This window comes from Bradyrhizobium sp. B039, assembly GCF_038965675.1.
Taxonomy (GTDB): Bacteria; Pseudomonadota; Alphaproteobacteria; order Rhizobiales; family Xanthobacteraceae; genus Bradyrhizobium; species Bradyrhizobium diazoefficiens.
Genome location: NZ_CP152416.1, coordinates 2,274,333 through 2,286,932 on the forward strand (window position 1 = coordinate 2,274,333; position 12,600 = coordinate 2,286,932).

At 64.8% G+C, this 12,600-nt stretch carries 14 protein-coding genes; 11 read left to right on the forward strand and 3 right to left on the reverse strand.

Annotated features, from left to right (window positions below; genetic code table 11):
* Position 1 precedes the first annotated feature (1 nt).
* From AAFG50_RS10805 to AAFG50_RS10820, 4 genes are all read left to right on the forward strand, one after another.
* Complete coding sequence (locus AAFG50_RS10805; protein ID WP_028175065.1) at positions 2–2,098, forward strand: 3-hydroxyacyl-CoA dehydrogenase NAD-binding domain-containing protein; 2,097 nt, start codon at positions 2–4, stop codon at positions 2,096–2,098.
* 59 nt (positions 2,099–2,157) lie between these two features.
* Entirely contained in the window at positions 2,158–2,910 is a 753-nt protein-coding gene (locus tag AAFG50_RS10810; protein ID WP_231166655.1) for a fatty acid desaturase family protein, read from the forward strand.
* A 79-nt stretch (positions 2,911–2,989) separates the two neighbouring features.
* A complete protein-coding gene (locus AAFG50_RS10815; protein ID WP_028175063.1) occupies positions 2,990–3,421 on the forward strand; it encodes an acyl-CoA thioesterase in 432 nt (143 codons plus the stop codon).
* 191 nt (positions 3,422–3,612) lie between these two features.
* Positions 3,613–3,804 carry a hypothetical protein gene (locus tag AAFG50_RS10820; protein ID WP_028175062.1) on the forward strand — a complete coding sequence of 64 codons (192 nt, stop codon included), beginning with the start codon at positions 3,613–3,615 and terminating at the stop codon, positions 3,802–3,804.
* A gap of 99 nt (positions 3,805–3,903) precedes the next feature.
* Here the strand turns inward: AAFG50_RS10820 and AAFG50_RS10825 are convergent, their stop codons facing one another.
* Positions 3,904–4,371, reverse strand: coding sequence for a nuclear transport factor 2 family protein (locus AAFG50_RS10825; protein WP_011085218.1), 468 nt, complete (start codon positions 4,369–4,371; stop codon positions 3,904–3,906).
* A 155-nt stretch (positions 4,372–4,526) separates the two neighbouring features.
* Here AAFG50_RS10825 and AAFG50_RS10830 point away from each other — a divergent pair, with 155 nt between their 5' ends.
* Positions 4,527–5,213 carry an HAD-IA family hydrolase gene (locus tag AAFG50_RS10830; RefSeq protein WP_342714171.1) on the forward strand — a complete coding sequence of 229 codons (687 nt, stop codon included), beginning with the start codon at positions 4,527–4,529 and terminating at the stop codon, positions 5,211–5,213.
* Positions 5,214–5,304: 91 nt separating this feature from the next.
* Entirely contained in the window at positions 5,305–6,150 is an 846-nt protein-coding gene (locus AAFG50_RS10835; RefSeq protein ID WP_028175060.1) for a DeoR/GlpR family DNA-binding transcription regulator, read from the forward strand.
* Between the two features lie 2 nt (positions 6,151–6,152).
* Here the strand turns inward: AAFG50_RS10835 and AAFG50_RS10840 are convergent, their stop codons facing one another.
* Positions 6,153–6,578 (reverse strand): type II toxin-antitoxin system VapC family toxin, encoded by a 426-nt coding sequence (locus AAFG50_RS10840; protein WP_028175059.1) that lies wholly within the window; start codon positions 6,576–6,578, stop codon positions 6,153–6,155.
* Positions 6,575–6,859 (reverse strand): type II toxin-antitoxin system Phd/YefM family antitoxin, encoded by a 285-nt coding sequence (locus AAFG50_RS10845; protein WP_028175058.1) that lies wholly within the window; start codon positions 6,857–6,859, stop codon positions 6,575–6,577. The genes AAFG50_RS10840 and AAFG50_RS10845 overlap by 4 nt, the downstream gene beginning before the upstream one ends.
* A gap of 231 nt (positions 6,860–7,090) precedes the next feature.
* Here AAFG50_RS10845 and glpD point away from each other — a divergent pair, with 231 nt between their 5' ends.
* From glpD to AAFG50_RS10870, 5 genes are read left to right on the forward strand one after another with little or no spacing between them, the layout of a single operon-like run.
* On the forward strand, positions 7,091–8,641 hold the full coding sequence (gene glpD, locus AAFG50_RS10850) for a glycerol-3-phosphate dehydrogenase (RefSeq protein ID WP_342714172.1): 1,551 nt from the start codon (positions 7,091–7,093) through the stop codon (positions 8,639–8,641).
* Entirely contained in the window at positions 8,638–9,714 is a 1,077-nt protein-coding gene (locus tag AAFG50_RS10855) for an ABC transporter ATP-binding protein (RefSeq protein WP_028175056.1), read from the forward strand. Before glpD ends, AAFG50_RS10855 begins: the two co-directional genes overlap by 4 nt.
* A 12-nt stretch (positions 9,715–9,726) precedes the next feature.
* Entirely contained in the window at positions 9,727–10,812 is a 1,086-nt protein-coding gene (locus AAFG50_RS10860; protein ID WP_011085225.1) for an ABC transporter ATP-binding protein, read from the forward strand.
* Positions 10,812–11,786: a sugar ABC transporter permease gene (locus tag AAFG50_RS10865; RefSeq protein WP_011085226.1), complete on the forward strand. Its 975-nt coding sequence runs from the start codon at positions 10,812–10,814 to the stop codon at positions 11,784–11,786. Before AAFG50_RS10860 ends, AAFG50_RS10865 begins: the two co-directional genes overlap by 1 nt.
* A complete protein-coding gene (locus AAFG50_RS10870; RefSeq protein ID WP_011085227.1) occupies positions 11,786–12,592 on the forward strand; it encodes a carbohydrate ABC transporter permease in 807 nt (268 codons plus the stop codon). Before AAFG50_RS10865 ends, AAFG50_RS10870 begins: the two co-directional genes overlap by 1 nt.
* Positions 12,593–12,600: the final 8 nt, after the last annotated feature.

Consider the following 12,600-nt stretch of genomic DNA (forward strand, 5'->3'; position numbering starts at 1 on the left):
CATGGATTCCAGGATCATGACCGCGCTCGGCGACCGCGTGCTGACGCTCGGGCCTCAGCCCGCGGCAGACAGTCCATACAAGCACTTCAAGCTCACGCGCGATGCCGACGGTGTCGCCTGGCTGCTGTTCGATCGCGCCGATGCGAGCGCCAATACGCTCTCCTCCGACGTGATGGAAGAGTTCGACGCGGTGCTCGCCGCGATCGAGACCGAACGCCCCGCAGGTCTCGTGATCCGCTCGGCCAAACCGTCCGGCTTCATCGCCGGCGCCGACGTCAACGAATTCCGCGGCGCCAGCGATCCCGAGATGGTGGAGACGCGCATCCGCGCCGCGCATGCCGTCGTCGACCATCTGGAGGCCTTGAGGCTGCCGACGGTCGCGGTCATCCACGGCTTCTGCCTCGGCGGCGGGCTCGAGGTCGCGCTCGCCTGCCAGTCGCGCATTGCCATCGAGGGTGCGCGCTTCGGCTTCCCGGAGGTGATGCTCGGCCTGCATCCCGGTCTCGGCGGCACTGCCCGTTTCACGGCGCTGGTCAATCCGACCCAGTCGATGGCCTTGATGCTGACCGGCCGCACCATCGATGCACGCCGCGCCAAATCGCTCGGCCTCGTCGACACCGTGACGCAGGAGCGCCACGTCCGTGGCGCCGTGAAAGACGTGCTGTTCGGCCGGCTGAAGCGGGCCAAGCCTGGCCTGCTGACGCGGGCGGCCAATCTCGGGCCGGTGCGTGGACTGCTGGCCAAGCGCATGCGCTCGGAGGCGGCGAAGGCCGCACCGCGCGAGCACTATCCGGCGCCTTACGCGCTGATCGATCTCTGGGAAACGCATGGCGGCAGCAAGGCCGCGATGTTGGCGGCCGAGCAGGCGTCGTTCGCCAAGCTGATGGTGACGCCGACCGCGCAGAATCTGATCCGCGTGTTCTTTCTGCGCGAGCAGATGAAGAAGGCGGCAGGCTCCGGCAACGCGGTGAAGCATGTCCATGTCATCGGCGCCGGCGCCATGGGCGGCGACATCGCAGCATGGTGTGCGGGGCAGGGGCTGCGGGTCTCGCTCGCCGACATGAAGGCGGAACCGATCGCAGGGGCAGTGAAGCGCGCGGCCGAGCTTTACGGCAAGATCATCCGCAAGCCCACCGAGGTGCGCGACGCGCTCGATCGCCTGATTCCGGATATGGACGGCGAGGGCGTCCGCAACGCCGATCTCGTCATCGAGGCGGTGCCGGAAAAGCTTGAGCTCAAGCAGAAAGTCTATGCCGGTCTCGAGCCGCGGATGAAGCCGGGTGCGATTCTTGCGACCAACACCTCGAGCATTCCGCTTCAGGACCTGCGCACCACGCTGGCACGGCCCGAGCGGCTGGTCGGGCTGCACTTTTTCAATCCGGTGTCGCGGCTGCAATTGGTCGAGGTCGTCAGCCATGACGGCAACGAGCTGGAGGTGCTGAAGGATGCGCTCGCCTTTGTCGGTGCGATCGACCGCCTGCCGCTCGCCGTGAAGAGTTCGCCCGGCTTCCTCGTCAACCGCGCGCTGACGCTCTACATGCTGGAGGCGATGGTGATGCTGGACGAGAAGACCGACCAGCGCCTGATCGACGCGGCGGCCGAGCAGTTCGGCATGCCGATGGGACCGATCGAGCTTGCCGACCAGGTCGGGCTCGACATCTGCCTCGATGTCGGCGACATGCTGCGCACCAAGTTCGGCGATCTGCTGCCGCCGACGCCGGCCTGGCTGCGCGAGAAGGTCGCCAAAGGCGAGCTCGGCCGCAAGACCGGCAGGGGCTTCTACACCTGGAAGGACGGCAAGGCCGAGAAGGTGCCGCTCCCCGAGACCGGCCCGCGCGTGACCGACCAGATGATCGACCGCCTGGTGCTGCCGATGTCCAACGTCTGCGTCGCGGCGCTGCGCGAGGGCATTGTCGAGGATCCCGATGCGGTCGACGGCGCCATGATCTTCGGCACGGGGTATGCACCGTTCCGCGGCGGCCCGCTGAACTATGCGCGCACGCGCGGCGTGGATAATGTCGTGTCCACCTTGCGCGAGCTTGCCGATCGATTCGGCGGTCGTTTCGCGCCCGATCCGGGCTGGGATAATTTGAAATAGGGATGATGTCGGCAAAAGATGCTATCATGGGTGGTGGAGCCCGTGGAGGAGCATCGCCGATGCCGACGATCCCGTTCTTCAAGCATGCGACCTTGCGCGAGATCATCATCACGCGGCTGTGCTGTGCGGCTGATGCCGTCGTGATCCTGTGCTGCGCAATTTATCTCGTCGAATGTTACCACGCGGCAGGATTGCGCTGGCCGTGGCTGATCGTGGCACTCCTGATCGGTTATTTCCTCGCTGATTTTTTTTCGGGGCTGGTGCATTGGGCGGTCGACACGTGGCTCGACGAGGGGGTGCTCGGCCGCGGCATCGCGATGACGCGAGAGCATCACACCCATCCGAGCCACGTCCTGCTCTACGAATTCCTCGACCAGGCTTCCCTCGGTGCGGCACCGAGCGCCGTGGTGGTCGGCATTGCGGCCGCGATCACGGCGTTGTTCCCGGTTTCCGCGCTCACTTACGCGCTGATGATCGTCTGGTTCGTGATCGCGACTTGCATGCTGTTTGGCATGAGCTTTCATAATCTTGCGCATTGGCGGGTCCGCCCGCCGCTCCTGCGCATGGCGCAAAGGCTGCATCTGGTCTGCTCACCCGAGCATCATTTGCGTCACCACCGCGACCACACTGTCCGCTATTGTGTCATCAATGGATGGGCCAACTATCCGTGCGACAGTCTCCGGCTTTGGAGCAGGCTGGAACGGCTCGTGACGGCAACGACAGGGCGCACGCCGCGGGCCGACGATGCGGAGTGGCAACGCAAGCTCAACGATATCGGAATCTTCGTCGGGACGCCGCGGCCGGCTGGATAGCGCAAGCTTGTCGCGTGCCGATGTTGCGCAAGGCGCCGCGGCTTTGTATCCAGAGCCGAGAGCCGCGGAGATCAACCATATGACCGACACGCACGTCAAAACCCCTATCAGCTCCGGTACCGAGCCGAGCGGCGATCTCTGCATTCGCACGCTGGCGATGCCGGCCGACACCAACGCCAACGGCGACATTTTCGGCGGCTGGTTGCTCAGCCAGATGGACGTCGGCGGCGGCGTGTTCGCCTCGAAGATCGCGAAGTCGCGCACCGTGACGGTTGCGATCGAGGCGATGAATTTTCGCAAAGCGGTGTATGTCGGCGATCTCGTCTCTGTCTACGCCAATCTCGTGCGGGTCGGGCGCACCTCACTCACCGTGCATCTCGAAGCCTGGGCGCTTCGCCGCAGGGAGGCGCACCCATTCCTCGTCACCGACGGCAACTTCACCTATGTCTCGATCGACGATCACGGCCGTCCGCAGTCGATAACCCCCACCGATACGCCGATCGCGACGTAGCCGTACGCGGCGCATCACCGCGCGACGTTGCGTCCGCGGTCGTCGCGTCTTCGCCAAGAACAAGTCATAAAACGGATGAGGTCCCGGCGTACTCAATTGCGTGTCGATTCGGGGTGGAAACGGCCTCAAATGCCCAGGAACCTTTGGGCAGAAGTGTCGTTATTTGCCCGCACTTGAGGAATCCACGGGCCATGCCGGACAGCTACATCATCGAAGTTAATTCACAGACCGCAGGTATCGTCGTTCGCTCTCAAGGAGGCTATTGCTTCTTCGCCTCATCCGACCGCTTCTACCGCCTCGAAGGCCAGCTCTTCCGCAACGCCCGCGAAGCCGAGCGCGCTGCGCGCAAGCTGGTTAACGGCGATGTGAAGGAAGCGGCGTAGCCCCCTGTCATTCCGGGGCGCGCGTAGCGCGAACCCGGAATATTTTGCCGCGCACTTCGCCTTGCCCTCTCCCGCAAGGGGAGAGGGTAAGAAGCGCCATCACAATTTCGTCGCCGCGCGTGACAGCAGCTTCCAGTCGTCGCCCTGCTTCTGCCAGTTCATCAGGATGTGAAGGTTGGTCGGCACTTTTTTCCCATCGGCCGCCATCTCCTGTTCCGCGACCCAGTGGAAGCGCACGATCGCGGCCGGGCCGACGACCTTGATGGTCGGGTCCTTGTATTCGATCGACAGGAATTTCGATTTGCCGTCGGTGGCGTTGGTGATGAAGGTCGCCTTGTCCTCCACCTTGCCGCTGGAATGGCTGTAGCTCAGATCGTCCCAGCACAGCGCGCCGAGCGCCTTCGGATCGGCCGCGATCTGGGCGAGGCGGAAGGCCTCGACCTTCTTCGCCACGGCTTCTTCGTCCGCCGCCGCGGCCAGCGCCGGTGTCGTAAGGGCGAGCGCAGAGATGGCAAGAGCTGGAACGGCAAGGGTCGAGAGAGCCAGATCGCGTCGGTTGATCGTCATCGTTTCCTCCTTTTTGCTCTTGATGAGAGTGTTACAGCCGCGCGCGGCTTTGTCGAGTGGTCACGTCGTCGTCATGCGCATGCGTCATTGCGTGATCGCAGCCATATTGATACGTGTCGCGCATAGATGCGTCGTGCATTTGGGAAAGTACGGAAATGATCGAGGCCAGGGACAATGCGACGGGCAGGGCATTGCTGTTCGACATCGACGGTACGCTTGCCAATACCGACCCGCTGCACTTGAAGGCTTTCAACGAGGTGCTCGGCCCTCGCGGCCATGTCTTCGATCACGCGCGGTTCTCGAGGGAGCTGCAAGGGTTCGCCAATGTATCGATCGGTGAGCGCTTTCTGCCCGACGAGGCGCCGGAACGGCGCGCCTCGATCCTCGATGAGAAGGAGGAAGTCTTCCGCGCGCTCGTCGCCGGGCAGATCGAGCCGCTGCCGGGTCTGATGGCGCTGCTCGACCGGGCGGACGCGGCCGGCGTTCCCATGGTTGCCGTGACCAACGCGCCGCGTCTCAACGCCGAACTGCTGCTCTCCGGCCTCGGCATCACGGACCGTTTCAAGGCGCTCGTGATCGGCGACGAGCTGCCGCACGGCAAGCCGCATCCGCTGCCCTATCAGGAAGGCTTGCGCTTCGTCGGCGCGAGGCCGGAAACCTCGGTCGCATTCGAGGACTCCCGCACCGGCGTGCAATCGGCCACCGCGGCCGGCATTCCGACCATCGGCATCCGGACCAGCCTCAGCCATGCCGACCTGGTTGCCGCCGGCGCGGTCGCCTCCGCCGGCGCCTTCGACGATCCGGCCCTGCTCGCGCCTCTGGCTGCCGCGATGGCGTGGTGAGAGGCCTCATCCGTTAACCGTGATCGGCGGGCGCATTGACCGATGGCGCGAACCGCCGCACCATGCACCTTCCTGATTTGAGGGCATTGCCGTGACCGGATTGACCCATCGCCAAGCCGAAATCCTCAACATCGCGCGCGCCTCCGGCCGCGTCACGGTCGAGGAGCTCGCGCGCCGGTTCGAGGTCTCGGCGCAGACCATCCGCAAGGATCTCAACGACCTCTGCGAACGGCGTTCGCTGACCCGCATCCATGGCGGCGCCATCATCGCCTCGGGCGTGGAAAACCTCGCCTATGAGGCGCGCCGCTTCGTTGCCGCCGAGGAGAAGAAGGCGATCGGGGCTGCGGCCGCATCGCTCATCCCGAACGGATGCTCGCTCTTCATCAACATCGGCACCACGACGGAGGAGGTCGCGAGCGCGCTGACCTCGCATGAGGATCTCCTCGTCATCACCAACAATCTCAACGTCGCGATGCTGCTCTACCGCCATCCCCGCATCGAGGTGGTGGTCGCCGGCGGCACGGTGCGGCGCGCCGACGGTGCGGTGGTCGGCTCGACCGCGACGCAGCTGATCGGCCAGTTCAAGGTCGACTACGCCATCATCGGCGCCTCCGCGATCGACGAGGAGGGCGCGCTGCTGGATTTCGACTATCGCGAGGTGCAGGTCGCGCAGGCCATCATCGCCAATGCCCGCAGTGTCATGCTGGTCGCCGATTCCACAAAACTCCGCCGCAGCGCGCCGGTGCGCATCGCCCACATGACCCAGATCCAGACCTTCGTCACCGACCAGGAGCTTCCCGAACGCCTCGCCACCATCTGCCACAGCAAGGGCATCGAAGTGGTGGAGGCGATGCCGAAAGGGGCGGACATCGATGATGTGCAGGCCGATGCTCAGGAAGCTGCACCCGAAGCGGCGCCGGTGGTGCGGTTAAGATAGGACTATCGGTCGTCCCACGGATTGAGCAGGGGGACGCCGAATGCGGCAAAATCCTTCACATTGCGCGTGGCGAGCGTGAGATCGTTTGCAAGCGCGGTCGCGGCAAAGAAGCCATCCATGACGGACAGAGCAACGCCGCTGCGGCGGCTCTGAGCCATCAGGTCGCCCCAGCGCTCGACCACCGCCTGGTCGATCGGCAGGACACGTTCGCCAAACCGCGTCGGCAGATCATCGGCAAGCCAAGCGGCCAGTGCCGAGCGCCGGCGGCCATCCTCCAGCAATGCGATGCCGCGGCGAAGCTCGGCGATCGATGCGACGCTGATGAACGCACGATCTTCATCGATCGTGTCAAGCCAAGCCAAGACATTCGGCGAGGGGGCTGGCCGCTGAACTTCCGACAGTATGTTGGTGTCGAGCAGCAGGTTCACGGCATCTCGTCGCGCGGCGCATCGTGCGTGCGATCAAGTGCGAGGTCGGCGCCGCGCAGCGGAGAGGCCAGCAGGAATTCGGCCAACGTGCCTTTGCGTGCGGTCTTGCGGGCCCATTCCTCGGCGGAAACGACCACCGCATTGGGCTTGCCGTGACGGGTGATGATCTGCGGGCCGGTTTGGGCGCGGTCGATCACCTGGGACAGTCGTGCCTTGGCGTTGGCAAGCGTCCACGTGTCATCAGCCGGAAGCGTGTCGGGTGCAGTGTTGTGATCGGCCATGCCAGCAAGACCAATATGACTATTATGACTATAATCTATCGTGGCTGACCATTCAAGCACGCTATTGCTTCTCGAATTGCCGTCTAAGCTGCTCATTTCCTCGTCCGATTGCCCACTAAAAAGTTCCGCTTTCACTTCCCTTCGCCTCTCTTTCATCTTGCTTTCGCTTTTCGGTGTGATCTAATCAAAAACGAAAGTAGTCGCTCGAAGGAACGAGCGAGTCGCCGGGGGATGCGTCTGTTGGAGCGTATTTTCGACCTCGCCATTATTGGAGGCGGTGTTAACGGCTGCGGCATCGCGCGCGACGCGGTGGGCCGCGGCAACACGGTTTTCCTGTGCGAAATGAACGATCTGGCGAGCGGGACGTCGTCCTGGTCGACCAAGCTGGTGCATGGCGGCCTGCGCTATCTCGAATATTACGAGTTTCGCCTGGTCCGCGAGGCGCTGATCGAACGCGAGATCCTCTGGGGCATCGCGCCCCACATCATCCGCCCCCTGCGTTTCGTTTTGCCGCATCACGCCGGTTTGCGGCCCGCTTGGCTGCTGCGGCTCGGCCTCTTCCTCTATGACCACATCGGCGGCCGCCATCTGCTGCCGGCGACCCGCTCGGTCGATCTTGGGCGTGACGAGGTCGGCCGCCCGCTGATCCCGAATCGCTACAGCCGCGCCTTCGAATATTCCGACTGCTTCGTCGATGACGCCCGCCTCGTCGTGCTCAACGCGCGCGATGCCGCCGACAAGGGCGCCGAGATCCGCACCCGCACCCGTGCCACCGAGATCCGCCAGGCCGACGGCGTCTGGACGGTCAGCATGGTCAACACGCTGACCGGTGCGCGCTCGCAGGTCCAGGCCCGGGCGCTGGTCAATGCCGGCGGCCCCTGGGTCGAGGACGTGCTCGGCCGCGGTGCCGGCGTCAACGCGAAAGCCAAGGTGCGCCTGGTGCAGGGCTCGCATATCGTGGTCAAGAAGCTCTACGACCACGACCGTGCCTACATGTTCCAGAATGCGGACGGCCGCATCATCTTCGTGATCCCGTACCAGGACGATTTCACGCTGATCGGAACCACCGACCGCGACTATGACGGCGATCCCGCCAAGGTGAAGGCGACGCCGGAGGAGATCCAGTATCTCTGCGCCGCCGCGAGCGAATATCTGGCGAAGCCGGTGACTTCAGAGGACGTGGTCTGGACCTATTCCGGCGTGCGGCCGCTCTATGACGATGGCGCCAGCGAAGCCAAGGCCGCAACGCGCGACTACGTGTTCGAGCTCGACACGCCCGGCGGCTCGCCGCTGCTCTCGATCTATGGCGGCAAGATCACGACCTACCGCCGCCTCGCCGAGGAGGCGCTGGAGCGGCTTTCGCCCTATCTTCGCAGCGCGAAAGCGCGCGAGGGCTGGACCGGCAAATGGCCGCTGCCCGGCGGCGACATGGATGTGTCCGACATCGACGGGCTGATCGCCGAGCTCCAGCGCGGCTATCCCTTCCTCGGCCATGCGCATGCGCGCCGCCTCGCGCGCGCCTATGGCACCCGTGCCATCAAGCTGCTTGGCGATGCGAAATCGGCCGCCGACCTCGGCCAGGCCTTCGGCGCGACGCTCACCGAGCGCGAGGTCCGCTATCTCATGGCCAACGAATGGGCCGTTACCGCCGAGGACATCGTCTGGCGCCGTTCCAAGCTCGGCCTGCGACTATCTGCCGACGAGATCGAGGCGCTTGACGACTGGATCAGGACCCACGCCGTGCCGCAAAGTCCCCTGCTGGAAGCGGGAGGACGCTCATGACCGTCACGCTCGATCACGTGACCCGGACCGTCGATGGTGTCGCGCACATCCGCGACGTCTCGCTGACGCTCGAGAGCGGCACGCTCAACGTGCTGCTCGGGCCGACGCTGTCGGGCAAGACCTCGATCATGCGGTTGCTCGCCGGCCTCGACAAGCCGACCACGGGCAAGGTGCTGGTCAACGGCAAGGACGTCACCGGCGTCGATGTGCGCCAGCGTTCGGTTGCCATGGTCTATCAGCAATTCATCAATTACCCCTCGTTCACGGTCTATGAGAACATCGCTTCGCCCTTGCGCGTGCAGGGCAAGCCGCGCGAGGAGATCGAGGCGCGCGTGGCGGAAGCCGCAAAGCTGCTCAGGCTCGAGCCGTTCCTGAAGCGCACGCCGCTCCAGCTCTCCGGCGGCCAGCAGCAGCGCACTGCGATGGCGCGTGCGCTGGTCAAGGGCGCCGATCTCGTGCTGCTCGACGAGCCGCTCGCCAATCTCGATTACAAGCTGCGCGAGGAGCTGCGCGCCGAGCTGCCGCGCATCTTCGAGGCCTCGGGCGCGATCTTCGTCTATGCCACCACCGAGCCGACCGAGGCGCTGCTGCTCGGCGGCAACACGGTGTGCATGTGGGAGGGCCAGGCGCTTCAGATCGGCGAGACGCCCAACGTCTATCGCCGTCCGCAGACGCTGCGGGTTGCCCAGGTATTCTCCGATCCGCCGCTCAACCTCGTCGGCATCGAGAAGAAGAACGGTTCGGTGCAATATGCGGGAGGTATCGCCGCGCCGGCGTCCGGCCTCTATTCCGCTCTCGCCGACGGCGCCTATCGCGTCGGTTTTCGCGCGCATCAGCTTGCGCTCGCCAATGGTGAGACCGACCGCCATGCCTTCCACGCCACTGTCACGGTGACCGAGATCACCGGTTCGGAGAGTTTCGTGCATCTGACCCGCGACGGATCGAACTGGGTGGCGGTGCTGCACGGCGTGCACGAGTTCGAGCCCGGCCAGACCATCGATGCCGTGCTCGATCCCAATGATGTCTTCGTATTCGACGCGGCTGATCGCCTCGTCGCAGCTCCAAGCCAGTGAGGGGGATGCGCCATGGCCCGCATTGACCTCGTCGATCTCGCCCACTCCTACGGCGGCAACGCTGCGCCGCAGGAAAGCTTTGCGCTGAAGCCGGTGACCATGACCTGGCGGCAGGGCGGCGCCTATGCGCTGCTTGGGCCGTCCGGCTGCGGCAAGACCACGCTGCTCAACGTCATCTCCGGCATCATCACGCCGTCGCGGGGGAAAATCCTGTTCGACGGGGTGGACATCACACCGCTGTCAACCCAGAAGCGCAACATCGCCCAGGTGTTCCAGTTTCCGGTGATCTACGACACCATGACGGTGGGGGAGAACCTGGCGTTTCCGCTGAAGAACCGCGGCGTGCCGAAAGCCGAGATCGACAGGCGCGTCGCCGAGATCGGCCGTCTGCTCGACCTCGATCCCTATTTGAACCGCAAGGCGACGCGGCTCACGGCGGACGCCAAGCAGAAGATCTCGCTCGGCCGCGGTCTCGTGCGCAACGACGTCGCCGCGGTGCTGTTCGACGAGCCGCTGACCGTGATCGATCCCGAGCTGAAATGGCAGCTGCGCTCGAAATTGAAGGCGCTGCATCGCGAGCTCGACCTGACGATGATCTACGTCACCCACGACCAGACCGAGGCGCTGACCTTCGCCGACACCGTCGTCGTCATGCATGACGGCCGCGTGGTGCAGAGCGGCACGCCCGCCGAGCTGTTCGACAAGCCAGCGCACACCTTCGTCGGCTATTTCATCGGTTCGCCCGGCATGAACATCCTGCCGGCCGAGGTGAGGGGCCGCGAGGCGCGCATCGGCGGGAATGTCATCGCGCTGGGCCGCAGCTACGACAATCTGCCCGCGGGCGCGAAGATCGAGATCGGCGTGCGTCCGGAGTTCGTCGACGCCGTCGCGCCGGCACCTGGCCTGCTCACCGCAAAGGTCGAACGCATCGACGACCTCGGCCGCATCCGCTTCGCGCGCGTCCGCATCGGCGAGGCCAAGATCGCGGCGCGCGCGCCGGCGGGCTTCACCAGCGCGGACGGCACCGCCGGGCTGAAGTTCGATCCGTCGCATGTCCACGTCTATGCCGACAGCCTTCTGGTGGAGGGAGCCGCCTGATGGACAAGACCATCAACCAAAAAGCCTGGTTCCTGGTGCTGCCGGTGTTCCTGGTCGTCGCCTTCTCGGCGGTGCTGCCGCTGATGACGGTGGTGAACTATTCGATGCAGGACACGTTCGGCAACAACCAGTTCTTCTGGAACGGCGTCGGCTGGTTCAAGGAGCTGCTCGATCCCTCGACCGATCTCGGCGGCCGCTTCCTCGCGTCGCTCGGCCGCAATCTGTTCTTCTCGCTGGTGATCCTCGCCATCGAGGTGCCGCTCGGCATCGTCGTTGCGCTGTCGATGCCGCGCGACGGCTGGACCGTCGCGGCCTGCCTCGTCATCCTCGCGCTGCCGCTGCTGATTCCCTGGAACGTCGTCGGCACCATCTGGCAGATCTTCGGTCGGCCCGACATCGGCCTGCTCGGCTATACGCTCAATGCGATGGGCCTCGACTACAACTACGTGTCCAACGCAGTCGACGCCTGGGTCACGGTCATCGTGATGGACGTCTGGCACTGGACCAGCCTGGTCGCGCTGCTCTGCTACGCCGGCCTGAAGTCGATCCCGGACGCCTATTACCAGGCGGCGCAAATCGACGGCGCCTCGCGCTGGGCCGTGTTCAAGGCGATCCAGCTGCCGAAGATGAACCGCGTGCTCTTGATCGCGGTGCTGCTGCGCTTCATGGACAGCTTCATGATCTACACCGAGCCGTTCGTCGTCACCGGCGGCGGACCCGGCAACTCGACCACCTTCGTCTCGATCGAGCTGGTCAAGATCGCGCTCGGCCAGTTCGACCTCGGCAAGGCCGCCGCGCTGTCGCTGGTCTACAATCTGATCATCCTGATCGTCTGCTGGATCTTCTACACCGTCATGACCAATGCAGGCGTCGAGCGTAAGGCACAGGCGGAGAAGGAGCCGGCGGCGGAGCCGAAACCCGCAGGTGTGCTCCAGCCTGCGCCCGCGCTCAAGCCGAAGGAAGGAGTGGCCTGATGCATTCAATTCCCGGCCGCCGCCTCATCATGGGGCTGTTCCTGGTCTTCCTGCTGCTGCCGATCTACTGGCTCGTCAACATGAGCTTCAAGACCAACAGCGAGATCGTCTCGACGATGACGCTGTGGCCGCACGCCCCGACGCTCCAGCACTACAGGCGCATCTTCACCGACGAGAGCTGGTACTCCGGCTACATCAATTCGCTGGAATACGTCGTCCTCAACACCATCATCTCGATCTCGGTGGCGCTGCCGGCGGCCTACGCCTTCTCGCGCTACCGTTTCCTCGGCGACAAGCACCTGTTCTTCTGGCTGCTGTCGAACCGCATGGCGCCGGCCGCGGTCTATGCGCTGCCGTTCTTCAACCTCTATTCGGCGATCGGGCTGTTCGATACGCCCTGGGCCGTTGCGCTGGCGCACTGCATCTTCAACGTTCCGCTGGCGGTCTGGATCCTGGAAGGTTTCGTCTCCGGCGTGCCGCGCGAGATCGACGAGACCGCGTTCCTCGACGGCTATTCCTTCCCGCGCTTCTTCATCAAGATCCTGGTGCCCCTGATCGCCAGCGGCATCGGTGTCGCCGCCTTCTTCTGCTTCATGTTCTCCTGGGTCGAGCTCTTGCTCGCGCGCACGCTGACCTCGGTGCAGACCAAGCCGATCGCGGCGATCATGACGCGCACGGTGTCGGCCGCGGGCATGGACTGGGGCCTGCTGGCCGCGGCCGGTGTGCTCACCATCATTCCGGGCGCGCTGGTGATCTGGTTCGTCCGCAATTACATCGCGCGCGGCTTCGCGCTCGGCCGGGTGTAGGGAGGCAT

Bases quoted from the DNA above. Each gene is read 5' to 3' on its own strand.
- AAFG50_RS10805 (WP_028175065.1), top strand. From the start codon at position 2: ATGGATTCCAGGATCATGACCGCGCTCGGCGACCGCGTGCTGACGCTC.
- AAFG50_RS10810 (WP_231166655.1), top strand. From the start codon at position 2,158: ATGCCGACGATCCCGTTCTTCAAGCATGCGACCTTGCGCGAGATCATC.
- AAFG50_RS10815 (WP_028175063.1), top strand. From the start codon at position 2,990: ATGACCGACACGCACGTCAAAACCCCTATCAGCTCCGGTACCGAGCCG.
- AAFG50_RS10820 (WP_028175062.1), top strand. From the start codon at position 3,613: ATGCCGGACAGCTACATCATCGAAGTTAATTCACAGACCGCAGGTATC.
- AAFG50_RS10825 (WP_011085218.1), bottom strand. From the start codon at position 4,371: ATGACGATCAACCGACGCGATCTGGCTCTCTCGACCCTTGCCGTTCCA.
- AAFG50_RS10830 (WP_342714171.1), top strand. From the start codon at position 4,527: ATGATCGAGGCCAGGGACAATGCGACGGGCAGGGCATTGCTGTTCGAC.
- AAFG50_RS10845 (WP_028175058.1), bottom strand. From the start codon at position 6,859: ATGGCCGATCACAACACTGCACCCGACACGCTTCCGGCTGATGACACG.
- glpD (WP_342714172.1), top strand. From the start codon at position 7,091: ATGCGTCTGTTGGAGCGTATTTTCGACCTCGCCATTATTGGAGGCGGT.
- AAFG50_RS10855 (WP_028175056.1), top strand. From the start codon at position 8,638: ATGACCGTCACGCTCGATCACGTGACCCGGACCGTCGATGGTGTCGCG.
- AAFG50_RS10860 (WP_011085225.1), top strand. From the start codon at position 9,727: ATGGCCCGCATTGACCTCGTCGATCTCGCCCACTCCTACGGCGGCAAC.
- AAFG50_RS10865 (WP_011085226.1), top strand. From the start codon at position 10,812: ATGGACAAGACCATCAACCAAAAAGCCTGGTTCCTGGTGCTGCCGGTG.
- AAFG50_RS10870 (WP_011085227.1), top strand. From the start codon at position 11,786: ATGCATTCAATTCCCGGCCGCCGCCTCATCATGGGGCTGTTCCTGGTC.